At 65.3% G+C, this 18,066-nt stretch carries 15 protein-coding genes; 3 read left to right on the top strand and 12 right to left on the bottom strand.

Features of this window, described 5'->3' with window-relative positions; all coding sequences use genetic code 11:
- Window positions 1-156: 156 nt before the first annotated feature.
- From ruvB to pdxT, 5 genes are all read right to left on the bottom strand, one after another.
- Window positions 157-1,245 (bottom strand): Holliday junction branch migration DNA helicase RuvB, encoded by a 1,089-nt coding sequence (gene ruvB, locus ACQCS0_RS10480; RefSeq protein ID WP_354154993.1) that lies wholly within the window; start codon window positions 1,243-1,245, stop codon window positions 157-159.
- Window positions 1,238-1,882, bottom strand: coding sequence for a Holliday junction branch migration protein RuvA (gene ruvA, locus ACQCS0_RS10475; protein ID WP_354154992.1), 645 nt, complete (start codon window positions 1,880-1,882; stop codon window positions 1,238-1,240). The genes ruvB and ruvA overlap by 8 nt, the downstream gene beginning before the upstream one ends.
- A 90-nt stretch (window positions 1,883-1,972) precedes the next feature.
- Window positions 1,973-2,551, bottom strand: a complete 579-nt coding sequence (gene ruvC / locus ACQCS0_RS10470; RefSeq protein ID WP_354154991.1) for a crossover junction endodeoxyribonuclease RuvC — start codon at window positions 2,549-2,551, stop codon at window positions 1,973-1,975.
- Window positions 2,552-2,586: 35 nt separating this feature from the next.
- A complete protein-coding gene (locus ACQCS0_RS10465) occupies window positions 2,587-3,342 on the bottom strand; it encodes a YebC/PmpR family DNA-binding transcriptional regulator (RefSeq protein WP_354154990.1) in 756 nt (251 codons plus the stop codon).
- A gap of 2 nt (window positions 3,343-3,344) precedes the next feature.
- Window positions 3,345-4,055: a pyridoxal 5'-phosphate synthase glutaminase subunit PdxT gene (pdxT, locus tag ACQCS0_RS10460; protein ID WP_282330648.1), complete on the bottom strand. Its 711-nt coding sequence runs from the start codon at window positions 4,053-4,055 to the stop codon at window positions 3,345-3,347.
- Window positions 4,056-4,145: 90 nt separating this feature from the next.
- Between pdxT and ACQCS0_RS10455 the strand changes: the two genes are divergently transcribed.
- Both ACQCS0_RS10455 and ACQCS0_RS10450 read left to right on the top strand, forming a co-directional pair.
- Window positions 4,146-5,438: a MurT ligase domain-containing protein gene (locus tag ACQCS0_RS10455; RefSeq protein WP_354154989.1), complete on the top strand. Its 1,293-nt coding sequence runs from the start codon at window positions 4,146-4,148 to the stop codon at window positions 5,436-5,438.
- The gene (locus ACQCS0_RS10450; protein WP_354154988.1) at window positions 5,435-6,202 is read left to right on the top strand and encodes a glutamine amidotransferase; all 768 of its coding nucleotides are present in this window, start codon (window positions 5,435-5,437) and stop codon (window positions 6,200-6,202) included. Before ACQCS0_RS10455 ends, ACQCS0_RS10450 begins: the two co-directional genes overlap by 4 nt.
- A gap of 52 nt (window positions 6,203-6,254) precedes the next feature.
- Here the strand turns inward: ACQCS0_RS10450 and ACQCS0_RS10445 are convergent, their stop codons facing one another.
- Complete coding sequence (locus ACQCS0_RS10445; protein WP_354154987.1) at window positions 6,255-7,526, bottom strand: CapA family protein; 1,272 nt, start codon at window positions 7,524-7,526, stop codon at window positions 6,255-6,257.
- Window positions 7,527-7,610: 84 nt separating this feature from the next.
- Here ACQCS0_RS10445 and ACQCS0_RS10440 point away from each other — a divergent pair, with 84 nt between their 5' ends.
- A complete protein-coding gene (locus ACQCS0_RS10440) occupies window positions 7,611-9,623 on the top strand; it encodes a M3 family metallopeptidase (protein ID WP_354154986.1) in 2,013 nt (670 codons plus the stop codon).
- A gap of 66 nt (window positions 9,624-9,689) precedes the next feature.
- Here the strand turns inward: ACQCS0_RS10440 and pdxS are convergent, their stop codons facing one another.
- From pdxS to ACQCS0_RS10410, 6 genes are all read right to left on the bottom strand, one after another.
- Window positions 9,690-10,616, bottom strand: coding sequence for a pyridoxal 5'-phosphate synthase lyase subunit PdxS (gene pdxS / locus ACQCS0_RS10435; RefSeq protein ID WP_354223206.1), 927 nt, complete (start codon window positions 10,614-10,616; stop codon window positions 9,690-9,692).
- A gap of 141 nt (window positions 10,617-10,757) precedes the next feature.
- Window positions 10,758-11,381 carry a phosphatidylinositol phosphate synthase gene (gene pgsA, locus ACQCS0_RS10430; RefSeq protein ID WP_354158065.1) on the bottom strand — a complete coding sequence of 208 codons (624 nt, stop codon included), beginning with the start codon at window positions 11,379-11,381 and terminating at the stop codon, window positions 10,758-10,760.
- Complete coding sequence (locus ACQCS0_RS10425) at window positions 11,371-11,958, bottom strand: HIT domain-containing protein (RefSeq protein WP_354154983.1); 588 nt, start codon at window positions 11,956-11,958, stop codon at window positions 11,371-11,373. The genes pgsA and ACQCS0_RS10425 overlap by 11 nt, the downstream gene beginning before the upstream one ends.
- A 20-nt stretch (window positions 11,959-11,978) precedes the next feature.
- Window positions 11,979-13,988, bottom strand: a complete 2,010-nt coding sequence (thrS, locus tag ACQCS0_RS10420) for a threonine--tRNA ligase (protein ID WP_354154982.1) — start codon at window positions 13,986-13,988, stop codon at window positions 11,979-11,981.
- A gap of 116 nt (window positions 13,989-14,104) precedes the next feature.
- A complete protein-coding gene (locus ACQCS0_RS10415; RefSeq protein WP_354154981.1) occupies window positions 14,105-17,593 on the bottom strand; it encodes a DNA polymerase III subunit alpha in 3,489 nt (1,162 codons plus the stop codon).
- A complete protein-coding gene (locus ACQCS0_RS10410; RefSeq protein ID WP_354154980.1) occupies window positions 17,590-17,925 on the bottom strand; it encodes a DUF6504 family protein in 336 nt (111 codons plus the stop codon). The genes ACQCS0_RS10415 and ACQCS0_RS10410 overlap by 4 nt, the downstream gene beginning before the upstream one ends.
- Window positions 17,926-18,066 lie beyond the last annotated feature (141 nt).

Genomic DNA, 18,066 nt, shown 5'->3' with positions numbered 1-18,066 from the left:
GTACTGGCGTATCGGGTGTTTGGCAGCGTCCGCGTCGTTCCCCGTTGCAGAAAATCGCGCCTGGCAGGTAACGGCTCCTCGGAGCCGCCGCGGGAACACAGACCCGAACGTGCCGGGTGTCATACCAGTCTAAAGGGAAAAGCTGGGAGGACAGTGCTATTGACCGTTCGGCGCCCATTCGGCCGCGGACTCGGCACTGTCCGGGTCCGGTTCGAACAAATCCAGCGGCTCCTGCCCGAAAACCCCGGCCGGTATGGCAAAGCCCAAGTGGGTCCAGGCCGGGGCCATGGCGATGCGCCCCCGGGGCGTCCGGCCCAGCAAGCCTTCGCGCACAAGGAACGGTTCCGCCACCGTTTCAACGGTCTCGGTCTCCTCCCCCACCGCGATGGCCAGGGTGGAAAGTCCCACGGGTCCCCCGCCGAACTTTGTGATGAGTGCTTCGAGGACTGCCCGGTCCAGCCGGTCCAGGCCTCGTTTGTCCACTTCATACATGTCCAAGGCAGCGGAGGCTGCGCGGGAATCGATCTGCTCAATCCCATGCACCAGTGCCCAGTCCCGGACCCGGCGGAGGAGCCGGTTGGCGATACGCGGCGTACCGCGGGACCGGCCGGCAATTTCGCTGAACCCCGCAGAGTTGACCTTGAGGTCCAGCAGGCCGGCGGAGCGCCTGAGCACCAGTTCCAGCTCGGCCACGCTGTAAAACTCCAGGTGCCCGGTGAACCCGAACCTGTCCCGGAGCGGTCCTGGCAGCAGGCCGGCGCGTGTAGTGGCACCTACCAGAGTGAAAGGCGGAAGCTCCAACGGGATAGCGGTGGCCCCGGCGCCCTTGCCCACCACAATGTCCACACGGAAATCCTCCATGGCCATGTAGAGCATTTCCTCTGCCGGCCGTGACATCCGGTGGATCTCGTCCAGGAACAGGACCTCCCCTTCGGAAAGCGAGGAAAGGATGGCGGCGAGGTCCCCGGCGTGCTGGATGGCCGGACCGCTGCTGATCCGCAGAGGCGCGTTCATCTCAGCAGCCACGATCATGGCCAAGGTGGTTTTGCCCAGGCCGGGAGGGCCAGAAAACAGTACGTGGTCGGCGCTGCGTCCACGCATCCGGGACGCTTGCAGCACCAAGGAGAGTTGCCTGCGTACCCGGTGCTGGCCGACGAAGTCATCCAGGTTCTTCGGCCGGAGGGCGGCTTCGATCACCCGTTCCTCGGGTTCCTCCCCTGCCGCCACCACCGACGGCTCAGCCACGGCTGCCTATGCGGTTGCCGGCCCGCGCGCCATCCTGGCCCAGCCAGCGCAGCGTGGTCCGTAGGATCTCGGCCACGTTGCCCCGGAATTCAACCTCGGGATCGTCCGCAAGGGCCTTCTCGATGCTGGCAGCGGCATCCTTTTCCGACCAGCCGAGGCTGGTCATGGCCGCCACCACCTGGGGCTTCCAGGCTGCTTCGGCCGGGGTGGAAGCGCCGGGGGCACCTGCCGTGCCGTGTGGCACCAGCTTGCCGGCCAGTTCCAGTACGATCCGTCCGGCCACCTTGGGGCCGATGCCGGGCACCTTCGTGAACGTTTTGCTGTCGCCAGTGTGGGCAGCAACCCGGATCGCTTCAGGCTCGTGCACGGCGAGCACCGCCAGAGCGAGCCGCGGGCCCACGCCGCTCACACTCAGCAGGACGTCAAAGACTTCACGTTCGTCGTCGGAGGCAAAACCGAACAGGGTCAGCGAATCCTCGCGCACGATCAGCGAGGTGAAGAGCTTGCCTTCCTCGCCGGTGCGGAGGCGGCTGAGGGTCTGGGGTGTGGCGTTGACACTCATACCGGCCCCGTTTAGGTCGATTACGGCAGAGGAAAGGCCAACGTGCGCTACTGTCCCGCGAAGGAAACTGATCAAAGCCGGGCTCCTGGTGTACTGCCGGACTCCTGGGAGCAGGACCGGCTATCCGAACATATCTACGAATACCCTAGCAAGCACGGCGGACATTCAGCGCCCACGGCGCGCTTTCGCCTCGGCGGCGGCCCAGGCGCGCTGGGCCGGCGTCAGCGACATGCTGCCGGGGCCGGTGGTGGCCACGGCGGCGCCGCTGCCGGCCCGCCAGGCGTGGGTGATGGCCAGTGCCAGGGCATCTGCAGCGTCCGCCGGCCGCGGCGGCGCGTCCAGCCGGAGGATTTTCGTGACAAGTTTGGTCACGGCTTCCTTGTTGGAGGTGCCGCTGCCGGTCACGGCTGCCTTCACCTCCGACGGGGTATGCAGAGCCACCGGGATCCCGCGCCGGGCCGCGGCTGCAATCACCACACCGGAGGCTTGCGCCACCCCCATCACCGTGCTGACGTTGAGTTGGGAAAAAACGCGTTCGACGGCGACTACGTGGGGTTCATAGCGGTCCAGCCACTCGTCGATGGCCAGGGCAATCACCAGCAGGCGCTGGTCCAGAGTCTCCTCGGGAGAGGTACCCACTACCCCGACGGCCACCATCGTGGCCCGCCGGTTCCGTTCGACGTCGACAACGCCGATGCCGCAGCGGGTGAGGCCCGGGTCAACGCCCAATACGCGCAGGGTCACCCTGGGACATCCGCCCTAGGCCACAACGCTGAAGGTCACTCAGCTTCCAGTGCGGCCTGGACTTCGTCGCTGAGGTCGGCGTTGCTGTAGACGTTCTGGACGTCGTCGAGTTCTTCCAGTGCGTCCACCAGCTTCATGAACTTCTTGGCGGCGTCGAGGTCCAGCGGCACCTGCATGGACGGCACAAACTCGGCTTCGTCGGTCTCGTACTCCATTCCGGCTTCCTTGAGGGCATCGCGGATGGCCTGGAGGTCGGTCGGTTCGGAGTGGATCTCGAAGCTGTCGCCGTTGTCCTTGACTTCCTCGGCTCCGGCGTCGAGGACAGCCATCAGGACGTCGTCCTCGCTGAGGCCGTTCTTCAGCATCGAGACGACGCCCTTGCGGCTGAAGAGGTAGCTCACCGAACCCGGGTCAGCGATGGTGCCGCCGTTGCGGGAAATGGCCAGGCGGACCTCGGAGGCTGCACGGTTTTTATTGTCCGTCAGGCACTCGATCAGCAGCGCCGAACCCTGCGGGCCGCGGCATTCGTACATGATCTCGGTGTAGTCAACCACTTCACCGGTGAGGCCGGCGCCACGCTTGATGGCACGGTCGATGTTGTCGGCGGGCACCGACGTCTTCTTGGCCTTGGTGACGGCGAGTTCCAGGCCCGGGTTGCCGGCGAGGTCCGGTCCGCCCATACGCGCAGCGACTTCGATGTTCTTGATCAGTTTGGCGAACGACTTTGCGCGGCGGCTATCGAGGATGGCCTTCTTGTGCTTGGTCGTTGCCCATTTGGAGTGTCCTGACATGCTTACGCGTCTCCTCTGATCATGCGGATAAAAAGTTCATGTACGCGTTTCTCCCCAGTCACTTCCGGGTGGAAGGAGGTGGCCAACAGGTGGCCAGAACGCACTGCGACAATTCTAGCTGTCCCCGGCAGGCTGGCCGCATGGGAGGCATGCTCCGGGTCCGCAGGCTCAACCTGCGCCAGGATCTGCACGCCGGCTCCGACGCGTTCCACCCAGGGGCCGCGGATGAACACAGCATGCACCGGGGCCACACCGGATTCCGTGGCGCTGAAGTCCAGGCCCTTGAAGTCCAGGTCCGCTTCAAAGGACTCGCGCTGGCGGCCGAAGGCGTTGCGCCGCACCGTGATGTCCAGGCCACCGAAAGTCTGCTGCGGGTTGCCGGCCAGGTCCGTGGCCGGATCGGCGATCGCGTCTGCGAGAAGGATCATGCCGGCGCAGGAACCGTAGACCGGCAGTCCGTCGCGGATCCGGTCCTTCAACGGTCCGGCCAGCTCAAAGGCGCGGGCCAGCTTGTCGATGGCTGTTGATTCTCCGCCGGGAATGATGAGGCCGTCCAGGCCGTCCAGTTCGGAGGGGCGGCGGATTCCGACGCCGGCGGCACCCGCGGCTTCCACGGCCCGGAGGTGTTCGCGGAAGTCGCCCTGAAGTGCCAGGACGCCGATCCGGAGGCCCGAGCCCACGCGTGCAGAAGCAGCCGAAAGGGGGTTTGTCATCCAATCAGCATAATGGGCGCTGGTCCCGAGGCGGCGCCGGAAGCGCTTCCGGGAAGGGTTCTATGCCGTTGCTGGGATATATTACAGAGCATGCTTTACATCAGTGTTCCGCTCGGCAAGCTGGTCCGCCGGGTGTCCCGGCTCAGGGGCGGAGGGTCCGCGCTGCCCGGGCTGGTGGTCGAGAAAATCGATCCCGGCTTTATGCAGCGGACGCTCGCCACGCTCCCCCACGGCGTTGCAGTTGTGAGCGGGACCAACGGCAAAACCACCACCACAAAAATGGTGGTGGAACTGCTGGAGAGCCAGGGCCTGAAGGTCTTCACCAATCGCACCGGCAGCAATTTCACCCGTGGTGTGGCGGCTGCCCTGCTGGGCGAAGTGGACTGGCGCGGCAGGCTTACGGCCGACGTCGCCGTCCTGGAGCTCGACGAAGCCCACGCCACGCATTTTGTGAACCGTGTTCCGCCGCGGTACAGCCTCCTTCTCAACGTCCTGCGCGACCAGCTGGACCGGTTCGGCGAGATCGACAAAACGGCCCAGCTGCTGCAGCACATCGCGGACAAAACCACCGGAACAGTGGTCCTCAACCGGGAGGATCCGCGGGTGGCCCGCATCGCGGACACGCTCACCGGCCAGGACGTCCAGTACTTCGGCCTGGACGATTCGCTCCTGAGCACCTTCCCCAACGACGACGACATGCGGGCAGCGCCCGGCAGTCCTGCCCCCGCAGCGCTCCCGCACAAGCCGGCGGCCGACGTCGTACTCCGCAAAGTGGGGCCGGACACCGCCGATTTTGAGTACGACGGCGTCACGGTCACCACAGCGATGAAGCTCCGCGGCGTCTACAACATCTTTAATGCGGCTGCGGCGCTGACCCTGGCCCGCAGTATCTGTGGCGGTGGTGCCGTCACAGCAGACCACGCCACCCTGCTCACGGCGCTATCCCGGGTGGAGCCTGCGTTCGGCCGCGGCGAAAGCCTCACGGTGGACGGCCAGCCATTGGACCTCGTGCTGGTCAAGAACCCCAGCGGTTTCCGGCTAGGGCTGAAGTCCTTCCCCGCGGACGGCTACGCCACCATGATCGCCATCAATGACAACTATGCCGACGGCCGGGACATGTCCTGGCTGTGGGACGTGGAATTCGATTCGCTCCGCGACGGCGGCGTGGACCAGCTCACCGGGTCCCGGGCCTACGATATGGCACTGCGGCTGCAGTATGACGACGTCCGGATCGGCGGCGTCCAGCCGGAGATCGCGCCCGCACTGGCCGAATTCATCCGTGCGGCCAAGGGCAAACCGAAGCGGATCTTCTGCACGTACACAGCCATGCTGGCCATCCGCCGCGAGCTGTCCAAAATCACCACAGTGGAGGTGGTCTCATGACTGCTGAATCACCCGGCATCGGTCCGGACGGCGTCGAACAGAATTCCAAGGGCACCATCCGCGTCCTGCAGCTCTACCCGCGGGACATGAACATCTACGGCGACTGGGGCAACGCCCTGGTGATCAAGCAGCGGATCGGCTGGCACGGTTACACCCCGGAGCTGCTGGAGTACAACGTGGGCGACGAATTTCCCGCCGATGCGGACCTCATTGTCGGGGGCGGCGGGCAAGACAGCGGCCAGCTGGTCATCCAGGATGACCTGCACTCACGCGCCGGCGTCTTGACCCGGCTGGCGGAAGACGGCGCCCCCATGCTGGTGATCTGCGGGCTGTATCAGCTGTTCGGACGCTTCTTCAAGACCCGCTTGGGTACGGTCATCCCGGGGATCGGCATCCTGGACGTGGAAACACACGGCACCGACGAACGCCTGATCGGCAACGTCAAGGTGGCCACACCGGAGTTCGGCGAGGTCCTGGGCTACGAGAACCACAGCGGGCAGACCACCCTGGGTGCTGGCGTCCGGCCACTCGGCACCGTTGCCAAGGGCACCGGCAACAACAGCAGCGACGGCCACGAAGGCGCGCGCTACAAAAATGTGGTGGCCAGCTACCTGCACGGTTCCCTGCTGCCCAAGAACCCTGCCATCGCCGACTTCCTCATCAGGACCGCCGCGGAGCGTAAATACGGCACCTTCACGGCCGGCGCCCCGGACGACCGCTACGCAGTACTGGCCCGGGAGCACGCGACGCGCCGTCCGCGCTGAGTGCCACTGCGCTGGGTAGCACCACGCTGACGGTTTCCCCCGGCGAAGGGCCTCAGGGGTCCTTGGTGATCAGAAGTTCGTGCCCTCCCGCAGCAGCCGCGCCCATCGAGTCCACCACGGTGGTGGTCCTCAGCCGGGTGGCGGCGTCGGCCTCGGGAGTCGCGCAGACGCCCTGCGGCGCGTCGGTTGCCACCGAACACCAGCGGTACGGGTCGCGGACAATCACTGAAGGGGCCCAGGCGAGGTCCGATGCCGTCCACTTTCCGGCAGCGTCCTGGCTGAACTGCGCCCGCACCAGCAGGCCCTCGTTGTTCACCACATACCAGGGCGACAGTTCAGTGACGCCGTTGCCCAGCCCGTAGACGATCCAGGTTCCCTTGTAGTTTTCGATGGGCAGCACCGAGTGGGTGTGGTGGCCGTAGATCATGGTGAACTGGCCGCTGTCCACCAGGGCATGCGCCACTTCCTGCTGTTGGGCGTTGGCTTCGCTGGAATACTCATCACCGGCGTGCATGGCCCCGAGCACAATGTCCGCACCGAGAGCCCGTGCCTTGACGGCCTTGGCGATCATGGTGGGCGCATCCAGGATGTCCACCTGCCAGTCATATTCAGGGTATTGGCCGTTGAGCCCGTAAGTCCCCTGAATGATGGCGATCTTGGCGGCGTTGGTTTGCAGGATCAGGATTCCCTGCGACTCGGTCTGCGTGCGGTAGGAACCGGTGTGCTTCAGCCCCGCGGCATCCAGTGCATCCAGGGTGCGCAGCACTCCGTCCGTGCTCCGGTCGATGGTGTGGTTGCTCGCGGTGGTGCACGCCACGTACCCCACCGCCTTGGACGCTGTAATGATCTGAGGCGGGACGTTGAACGACGGGTACGCCGAGAACGGTCCGTCGGGCCCGGCCACAGGGGTTTCCTGATGGCAGATGGCGAGGTCGCTGGCTTGGATGTACTTGCGCTGGCCTTCGAGGAGTGGGGTGAAGTCCAGGCCTGTTTTCCCTGCCGCGGCGGCGTCGTCGCGGGCCTGCTGCCAGAGCTGGGTATGGACCAGCATGTCGCCGGTCACCAGCACGGACGCGCAGCGCAGCGTGGGACACGCCGGCCCCGCGCCGGGGGTGGGAGTGGGCGTCGGGGTGGGGGTTGCCGTCGGGCTCGGCTGCGCTGTCCCGGCACCGGTACTCGCGGCGGCCCCGGCGGAAGCAGCGGTCTCTTCGGCGATCAGGCCGCAGCCTGCCAGCAGCGCCGCGGCCAGCATGCCGCCGGACAGCGCCGCGGCGGAACGAAGAGCAACAGCGCCCACAGAAGCGGCGCCCAACCTTTTCCCCATAGGCGTCATTGTAGGTCTGGCCGTCGCACCAATGCCGCAAAGCCGCGCGTTGAGAAGCATACGGCAGTATGAAAGGTTAGCGAGATGACGAATCCCCTCCTTAGTGCCAGCACCCTGCCTTATGGGTTGCCGCCTTTTGCCCACATCAGAGCATCCGATTACGCCGAGGCCATCGAGGCTGGCCTGGCGGAACATCTGGTGGAAATCCAGGCGATTGTGGACAACCCGGTGCCTGCGAACTTCGAGAATACGGCCGTGGCCATGGAGAAGGCCGGCCAACTTCTCGAGCGGGCCACGGCCTCCTTCTTCACGCTTGCCTCAGCTGACGCGACAGACGAGATCCGTGACCTGGAGACCGAACTCTCACCCCGTATTTCGGCCCATCAGGACGAGATCTACCTCAATCGCGCGCTGTTCGACAGGTTCGCGGCGATTGACACCTCCGGGCTTGACCCTGAGTCCGTCCGTCTCGTGAAGGAGTATGTGAAGGAGTTCCGCCAGTCCGGGATCCAGCTCGACAAAACGGGCCAGGAACGGCTGAAGCAAATCAACGCGGAGCTGTCCACACTGGGCACGGAGTTTGGCCAGCGGGTCAAGGCGGCCATGAAATCGGCCGCACTGCTGCTGGACACGGCAGCAGAGTTGGCCGGCTTGCCGGCCGATGATGTCGCCAGCGCCGCTGAGGCGGCCCGCGCCGTTGGCCACGACGGAAAATTCCTGCTGACGCTGATCCAGCCCAGCAACCAGCCCGCCCTGGCTGCCCTGGAAAACCGGAACATCCGCCGTCGGCTGTTTGAGGCCTCCACCGGCCGGGGCAGTGACGGCGGCGGCCTGGATGTCCTGGAACTGGCCAGGTCAACGGCTGGCTTGCGCGCTGAAAAGGCAGCCCTTCTGGGTTTCGCCAACTATGCCGAATTCGTGGTGGACCGCCAGACAGCCCGCGACTTTGAGGCGGTCCAGTCCATGCTGAACAGGCTGTCCCCCGCCGCCGTGCGCAATGCCGACGCCGAGGCTGCGGCGCTGGCCGAGGCGGCAGGGCATCCGCTGGAGGCCTGGGACTGGGCGTTCTACTCGGCCAAGGTGCGGCGGGATACGTACGCAGTGGACGAACAGGCGCTCCGCCCCTACTTCGAGCTGGACAGCGTTCTCCGGGACGGCGTCTTCTTCGCAGCCACATCCCTCTACGGCATCACCTTCCACGAACGGAAGGACCTCGCAGGCTACCACCCGGACGTCCGCGTCTGGGAAGTGCGGGACCAGGACGGCAGCGGGCTGGGATTGTTCCTGGGCGACTACTACACCCGCGAATCCAAACGGGGCGGCGCCTGGATGAACTCGCTGGTGGAACAGTCGGGCCTGCTCGGCACCCTTCCCGTGGTGATCAACAACCTCAATATCTCCAAGCCGCCGGCAGGCGAGCCTACGCTCCTGACGCTGGACGAACTGCGCACCACATTCCACGAGTTCGGACACGCGCTCCACGGCTTGTTGTCGAACGTGGCGTATCCGCGGTTCGCCGGGACTGCTGTACCCCGCGACTTTGTGGAATACCCATCGCAGGTCAACGAGATGTGGATCCTGTGGCCGGAGGTACTTGCACATTACGCCCGGCACCACGCCACCGGCCAACCGCTTCCGCAGCAGGTTGTGGACAAGTTGAACGGCGCACGGCTCTGGGGCGAAGGCTTCGGGACCACGGAATACCTTGGCGCTGCGTTGCTGGATCTGGCCTGGCACACGCTGGATGTCACCGAGGTCCCGGACGATGCACTCGCCTTCGAGGAAAAGGCCCTTGCCGCCGCGGGCGTGGCTCATGCCCTGATCCCGCCGCGTTACCGAACCGGCTATTTCCAGCACATCTTCGCGGGCGCCGGCTATGCGGCCGGTTATTACTCGTACATCTGGAGTGAGGTGCTGGACGCCGAAACTGTGGACTGGTTCACCGAGAACGGCGGGCTAACGCGGGCCAACGGCGAACGCTTCCGCCAGGAGCTGCTCTCCCGCGGAAACAGCAGGGACCCGCTGGAATCCTTCCGCGCACTCCGCGGCCGCGACGCCGAACTGGAGCCCTTGCTGAAACGCCGCGGCCTGGGCTAACCACCGACGACGGCGGCGGGCCACCTTCGTAAGGTGACCCGCCGCCGTCGTACTGCTTTAGAGCTGTTACCAGCCGCGCTCGGCGAGGCGGTGCGGCTGCGGGATGTCAGCGACGTTGATGCCCACCATGGCTTCGCCGAGGCCGCGGGAGGCCTTGGCGATGACGTCGGGGTCGTCAAAGAACGTGGTGGCCTTGACCACGGCAGCGGCACGCTGGGCCGGGTTGCCGGACTTGAAGATACCGGAACCTACAAACACGCCGTCAGCGCCGAGCTGCATCATCATCGCAGCGTCGGCCGGGGTGGCAATGCCTCCGGCGGTGAACAGCACCACGGGGAGCTTGCCGGCAGCGGCAACTTCCTTGACCAGTTCGTACGGGGCCTGCAGTTCCTTGGCCGCGACGTACAGCTCGTCCTCGGGCAAGGCCGCGAGCTTGGCGATCTCGGCGCGGATCTGGCGCATGTGCCCGGTGGCGTTGGAGACGTCGCCGGTGCCGGCCTCGCCCTTGGAGCGGATCATGGCCGCGCCTTCGTTGATGCGGCGCAGCGCCTCACCGAGGTTCGTGGCGCCACAGACGAAGGGAACCGTGAAGTTCCACTTGTCGATGTGGTGGACGTAGTCGGCCGGGGTCAGGACCTCGGACTCGTCAATGTAGTCCACGCCCAACGACTGCAGGACCTGGGCCTCCACGAAGTGGCCGATCCGGGCCTTGGCCATGACCGGCACGGAGACGGCGTCGATGATCTTGTCGATCATGTCCGGGTCCGACATGCGGGACACGCCGCCCTGGGCGCGGATATCGGCCGGAACGCGTTCGAGCGCCATGACTGCAACGGCACCGGCGTCTTCGGCGATGCGGGCCTGTTCAACGTTGACGACGTCCATGATGACGCCGCCCTTGAGCATCTCAGCCATGCCCCGCTTGACGCGGTTGCTGCCCGTGACGCTGTTCGCGGACGAACCGGCTTCGCTGCTTACATCAGGTGTAGACACAAAAACCCCTATGGGTAGATAGCTGATCTTCGCCGGGCGTGAGGGCGGCAAGAAACCGAAAGTACACGCACCGGGTTGCCGGATACATTGACCGGGCAGTCACAATACTAGTCCCACGCCAGGCGGCGGGCTTAATCAGCCTTAATCCGAAGCCGCGGACTCCGCAAACGCCTGGCGATGGACGGTGGCTACGCGCTGGATGATGGTAATGAGGCTGGCCAGGGCCAGGAGTCCGAGCGTCACCAGAAGGACCACGGGGGGCAGCCCCAGGCCGGTAAATCCGGTGACCACCAGCACCGACACCAGTCTCTCGGCGCGCTCGGCGATGCCCACATTGGCTGTGAAACCGAGGGCTTCGGCCTTGGACCGCGCATACGAGACCACCATGCCCAAAACCAGGCAGAGCATGGCTGCGACGGCGATGGCGTAATCGGCGCCCCCGGTGAAGAACCAGATAGCAACGCCGGCGAACAGTGCACCGTCGGCGATCCTGTCCAGCGTGGAGTCCAGGAAGTTTCCCCAGCGGCCGCCTGAGTCCCGAAGCCGGGCCATTATGCCATCGAGCACGTCCGAGAAGATGAACGCGGTAATGAACAGGGTCCCCCACCAGAGCTGGCCGAGGGGGTAGAAGACCAACGCTCCGACCACCACGCCGGCGGTTCCGATGACCGTCACGGCATCAGGGGAAACACCGATTCTCAGGAGCCAACGCGCCAGCGGAGTGAACAGTGCGGTGAAAAACCCGCGCGCATGCCTATTCAGCATCCGTCTCCCCGGGCCAGGCCTCTGCAACCTGCTGGCGGACTTCATCCAGGGTCTGCGTGATGGCCTTGGTCTGGGCGATGATGGGGAAGAAGTTACCGTCCCCGCCCCAGCGTGGAACGATGTGCTGGTGCAGGTGGGCGGCGATTCCTGCCCCGCCCACCACACCTTGGTTCATGCCGAGGTTGAACCCGCCCGGGTTCGCAACCTTGCGCAGGACCCGCATGGCTGTCTGGGTGATCTCCGCAAATTCCGAGGTCTCTTCCACCGTGAGGTCGGTGTAGTCCGGGACGTGCCGGTAGGGGCAGACCAGGAGGTGGCCCGGATTGTACGGAAACAGGTTAAGGACCACGTAACAGGTCTTGCCCCGGTAAACGATCAGGGCTTCCTCGTCAGACCGGCCCGGACCCACACAGAAAGGGCAGTCGTTCTCGTTCTTGAACTGGTGCTGGCCGCCCTTGATATAGGCCATCCGGTGCGGAGTCCACAGGCGCTGGAAAGCATCCGGCACGCCCGCGAGATCAAAGTCATCTGTCACGCCGGCATCCCCTGGGTAGCCTGCGCCTGTGTTCTCCTGCACCGTGTTTTTATCCGTTTCCGCTAGCTGGTCCGGTTACGGACGGCTTCTGTGATCCGCTTGACGGCCTCGGCAACCGGCACGCCGTTGTCCTGGCTCCCGTCACGGAAGCGGAAGGACACCGCGCCGGCCTCGGCGTCGTCGCCGCCGGCGATCAGGACAAACGGGATCTTGTCCTTGCTGGCGGTGCGGATCTTCTTGGGGAACCTGTCCGAGGACGTGTCCACCTCGGCGCGGATGCCTGCCGCCTTGAGCTGGTCAACGACGTCGAACATGTACTCGTTGAACGTTTCGGCCACCGGGATGCCCACCACCTGGATAGGGGAAAGCCACGCCGGGAATGCGCCGGCGTAGTGCTCGGTGAGCACGCCCATGAACCGCTCGATGGAACCGAAGAGCGCACGGTGGATCATCACGGGACGCTGGCGGGTGCCGTCGGCTGCCTGGAACTCCAGCTCGAAGCGTTCCGGGAGGTTAAAGTCCAGCTGGATGGTGGACATCTGCCAGGTGCGACCCAGCGCGTCCTTGGCCTGAACGGAGATCTTCGGTCCGTAGAAGGCTGCGCCGCCCGGATCCGCGACGAGTTCCAGGCCGGATTCCTCGGCCACCTCGGCGAGTGTCCGGGTGGCTTCTTCCCAGGCTGCGTCCTCGCCGACGTACTTCTCCGGGTCCTTGGTGGACAGCTCCAGGTAGAAGTCGTTCAGACCGTAGTCCTTGAGCAGGTCGAGCACGAACTTCAGGGTCTTGGTGAGCTCGTCCTTCATCTGCTCGCGGGTGCAGTAGATGTGGGCGTCGTCCTGGGTCATGCCACGGACCCGGGTCAGGCCGTGGACCACGCCGGACTTTTCGTACCGGTAGACCGAACCGAATTCGAACAGACGCAGGGGCAGTTCACGGTAGGACCGTCCACGCGAGCGGAAGATCAGGTTGTGCATGGGGCAGTTCATCGGCTTCAGGTAGTAGTCCTGGCCGGGCTTGCGCACGGTGCCGTCCTCGTTGAGTTCGGCATCCACGTGCATGGCCGGGAACATGCCCTCCTTGTACCAGTCCAGGTGGCCCGAGACTTCGTACAGGTGGCCCTTGGTGATGTGCGGGGTGTAGACGAACTCGTAGCCGGCATCGACGTGGCGCTGGCGGGAGTAGTCCTCCATCTCCTTGCGGATGATGCCGCCCTTGGGGTGGAACACCGGCAGGCCGGAGCCCAGCTCGTCGGGGAAGGAGAACAGGTCAAGTTCGACGCCGAGCTTGCGGTGGTCGCGCCGCTCAGCCTCCGCGATGCGCTCCTGGTAGGCCTTCAGCGCGTCCTTGGTGGGCCAGGCGGTGCCGTAGATGCGCTGCAGCTGCTGGTTTTTCTGGTTGCCCAGCCAGTACGCCGAGGAGGACCGGGTCAGTGCGAAGGCGTTGGAGATGAGCTTGGTGTTGGGCAGGTGCGGGCCGCGGCAGAGGTCGCACCAGACGGTGGTGCCCTCTTTGCGCTCAGCATTGTCGTAGATAGTGATGTCGCCGGCGCCGACCTCGACGTTGACGCCCTCGCCTGCTTCGGCGGCGTTGTTCTTCTTGCCCAGGAGTTCTAGCTTGTAGGGCTCGTTCTTCATGGCCTCGCGGGCTTCGTCCTCGCTGACCACACGGCGGACGAACTTCTGGTTCTGGTTGACGATCTTGAGCATCATCTTCTCGAGGGTCTTGAGGTCCTCGGGGGTGAACGGCTCGGCGACGTCGAAGTCGAAGTAGAAGCCGTCGGTGATGTACGGGCCGATGCCCAGCTTGGCGTCCGGGCGCAGCTGCTGCACTGCCTGGGCCATCACGTGGGCGGTGGAGTGGCGGAGGACGTCCAGGCCGTCAGGGGAATCGATGGTGACGCCCTCGATCTCGGCGCCCTCGGGCAGTTCCTGGTCCAGGTCCTTCAGCTCGCCGTTGACGCGGGCAACAACAACATCGCGGCGCTCAAAGAAGAGTTCCGCACCGGTTGTCCCGGTAGTCACCTTAGTCTCTTCGCCATCGACGATGAGGGTGATCTGCTGGGCATCTGACACGGGTGTCTCCTATTCAAAGTTTTAGGCTTCATAGCTTGTGGCGTACGGGGACCACAGCCAGCCATCGTCAATGCTATCGGTTTCCCGGGAGGCCGACCAACGGGACCCGCGACCCCTCAGCCGCCCATTCCGGTAATCGCAAGGCTTCGGCTGATCCCGTCCAGGGGATGCGGTACATCGGTGCTCTCCACGCGGTCCGCCGCGAACGGCAGGGATTCCACCCGGCTCAGGTCCCAGGCCATGCTGGCGCTCAGGCTGATTCCCCGGGGACCTGTCCGGCGTGTAGTGCCCCGGATCAGCAGCAGCCTGGTGCCGAACAGCAACAGCCCCGCCTGCTCCTGGGCTTCATGGAAGAACACGGAATCGACGCAGCCGGTGCCGTCATCGATGCTGATGAACACCACCCGCCGGCCGCCACGCATGGGCGGGGTCTGGGTGGCGATGCGCACCCCGGCCACCAGTACCTCGGTGTTGTTGCGCAGGCTCAACAGTTTGTCGGCAGTGGTGACCCCGAGCCGGTCCAGCAGGGGCCGGTGGCTGTCCATCAGGTGCCCGCTGACGTCTATGGCCATCAGGTCCAGTTCTGCCCGGACGTTTTCCACCAGGGTGGGCGCGGGAAGCCCGGGTTTGACGTTCCGCAGTTCCACATCCCCCAGCGGCAGGGACAGCTGCCCTTCCATGATGTCGATGCCTTTCCGGGTACCGCCCGCGGCCTGGAGCTGTTGCAGGTGCTGGACGAGGTCCGCGCGGTTGGCGGCGCCGCCCGATTCACGGTGCAGGGAATCAAAAGCACCCAGCTGGGCGAGCCTTTTGATACTTGGCTTGCTCAGCCTGGACCGGGCCCGGAGGTCAGCCAGGGAGTCGTAGGGCTGGCCGGCGACAATCCGCTTGAGCTCGGTCCCGGACAGGCCGTAGATGCCGTTAAGGCTCAGCCTGATCCCCAGCTTGCCGGCATCCGGCCCTGCCGCCACTCGTTCCACCCTGTACTCGGCCTGGCTGCGGTTGATGTCCAGCGGCAGGATGGGAATGCCCAGCCTGCGGGCTTCGGCCACCAGCAGCCGTTTGGGGTACATGCCGGGATCGTGTTCCCACAGCCCCGCCAGGAAAGCCTCGGGGTGGTGCGTCTTGAGCCAGGCGGACTGGTAGGTGGGAACGGCAAACGCCGCACCGTGCGCCTTGCAGAAGCCGAAGCTGCCAAAGGCTTTCAGGGTCTCCCAGACCTTGTCCACCACCTCCGGGGCGTACCCCTTGATCCGGGCCTCCTTGCGGAAGAACTCCTCCACCTTCAGCTCGTGGACCTCGTCGCCGAGCGCCCGGCGAAACTCGTCTGCGCGCGCCAGGCCGCAGCCGGTCATCACGTGGAAGGTTTTAAGGATCTGTTCGTGGAAGACAGTGACCCCATGCGTTTCCTGCAGCACGGGTTTCAGGTCGGGGTGCGGGTAGACCTCCGGCGCGAAGCCGTGCCTGTGCTCCAGGAAAGGCCGCACCATGTCCGATTTCATCGGGCCCGGCCGGAACAGCGAAATGTCGATGATGAGGTCGTTGAACTCACGCGGCGCCAGCTTGCCGATCAGCTCCCGCTGCCCGGGCGACTCGATCTGGAAGCAGCCCAGGGTGTGGGTGCTGCGGATCAGTTCGTAGGTTGGTTCATCATCCAGCGGCACGGCGTTGAGGTCGATGTGCCCGTTCTCGGCGATGTAGTCCGGCCCGGTCCCGTCAGGACCTGCAGGGTGGGCCCCGGCCGCAACCACTTCCGCTTTGGAGGGATGGATCCGGATGACTTCGCGGACGGCAAACGCCATGGCGCTCTGCATCCTGACGCCCAGGACATCAAGCTTGAGCATGCCCATGGGATCCATGTCGTGTTTATCGAACTGGCTCATGGGCAGCCCCAGTCCGCTGGGCTGCACAGGGGTCCGGTCAAGCAGCGTGGCGTCGCCCAGGATCACCCCGCAGGGATGCATGGAGATATGGCGGGGCAGCCGGTCCAGCCGTTCGGTGAGGTCCACCAGCAGGTCAAGCTGCTGGTTTTCGGCGAAGTCCCGCTGTTCCACCCGCCCGGCGAACTCACGCAGCTCAGGTTTCTCAACCAGTGCCTCACGGAATTTCCGGGCCGAAAAGCGCCACAGCTGCTTGGCGATCTCGCCGACGTCATCATGGTCCATACCCAGGGCCATCCCGGCGTCGCGGACGGCACCGCGGGCGCGGTACCCGTTCTGCATGCTCATCAGCGTGACGCGCTCGGAACCGAAGCGGTCAAAGATCCGCCGGTATACGTTGTGCCGTTCGGCGCTTTCGACGTCGATGTCGATGTCCGGCAACGTGGCCCGGTCCCGGGACAGGAAGCGTTCGAAGATCAGGTCGTGTTGCAGGGGGTCCACCTGGCTGACATCAATCAGGTAGTTGACCAGGCTGGAAGCCCCGGAACCACGGGCGGCTGCCCTGACCCCCATGTCCTGGATCATCCGGGAGACCTCCGCGACCGTGAGGAAGTAAGAGGAAAACCCCAGGTTCCTGATGATCCCCAGCTCGTGCTCCAGCCGCGAGCGCATGTCCTTGTGGGCTGAGCCTGATATCCCAGGGAACCGCCTGCTGATCCCGGCCTCACAGCGCTGCACCAGTTCATTGTGCGGGTCCTGGCTGATGCCTATGACCGATGCCTCGGGGACTACCGGCTGCTTCCAGCCCATGTCAGTCACCGGGTCGATCCGGCAGAAGTCGGCGAGCGCCTCGGTCTGCGCCATCAGCTGTTTGAGGTCCGCTGCGCCATACCCTGCGGCGCGGATAATTTCCTTGCCGAGCTGAAGCATCTGCGCAGAGGATTTGAGCCAGGCCTGCCCGTTGGGCTGGAGCAGCGGTTCGGCCGCGAGTTCGGGGAGGGACTTCAGGGTCCGGGCGGAGTCGAGCACGTCTGCCGTGGCGGCACCGTCCTCTGCGCAGTAGCGGACCGCGTTGGTGAGCACAGCCGGTACATGGTGTTCTTCCGCGAGCTTGAGCATACGTACCGCATGCGCGGTACTCAGGTGCGCCCCGGGGGCGGTGAGCTGGGAAACGACTTCCGCCACCAGGGTTTTTGGGGGCATGGCGTCCAGCCAGCCTTTGAAAAGGGTGCGCGGACGGAGGTAGCGCCGGCCGCTCATGGCCCGTCCGACGTCGGAATCCGGGCCGATCAGTACTGTCAGGACCGGTTTCAGGGTTTTGGGGTCGAGCGTGCGGGAGGCGAGTTCGGCGCGGGTGACCGCCACCGGTACCGCTCCCCCGGCTTTGCCGGAGGTGCGGGCATGGGCATCGGACACCAGCCGGCACAGGGCCCGGTACCCCGCCCCGTTGTTGTTGCCCCGGGCGAGCACCACCACCCTGCCGGCGAGCTGGGTGCGGTGGTCGCCGTCGTCGTCGAAGACCGCTAGGTCCACACCCACGATGGGGTCGATGCCGGCGGCCATGCAGGCTTTGAGGTGTTTGATGGTGCCGTACAGGCCGTCCCGGTCCGTGCAGGCGAGCGCGGTTGCGCCGTCCGCGGCGACAACCTGGGCCAGTTCGTCGGGCCACGCCACGCCATAGTGTGCGCTGAAGGCCGTGGAAACGTGAAGGTGGGAGAAGCTCATGCCGTCTGGGGCCGGAGTGCATCGTGGATCCGCAGGATCCTCCAGCGGCCGCTGCCGACATGCCTGCTCAGGTCCAGGGTGAGCGGCTCTCCTGCATCCCGAGGGCCGGTACCCTGCGGGTCCGCATGTACTTGGACGCGCCAGATTTCGTGGTCCACCAGCCCCGGCCCGCTGCCGAGGGGCGCACGGCGCTCCTCGGCCCACCACTGCCGGCGTTCGTACCACCGGACAGGCTCGGCGCACACGGTGTAGTGCCGCCCGGCCCACTGGAGTTTCAGCGGCTGGCCCGCGGGGGTGCAGACGACGTCCACGGACTCGCTGAACGTACCCATGGGCGCCTCCCGGAACTGAACGGAGCTGATGCAGGATGCTGATGCAACAGCAAATTATTCGAACACATATTCGAATAAATCCAGTCTACGACGGCGCTCCGACAAAACCTAGACAGGGGTGGACGGACGGGCAGCAGGAGG

It is taken from the genome of Pseudarthrobacter sp. S6, from assembly GCF_050156575.1.
In the GTDB taxonomy this organism is placed as follows: Bacteria; Actinomycetota; Actinomycetes; order Actinomycetales; family Micrococcaceae; genus Arthrobacter.
The sequence above is the reverse complement of the archived record's forward strand: the minus strand, read 5'-3'. Positions and strand labels throughout refer to the sequence as shown.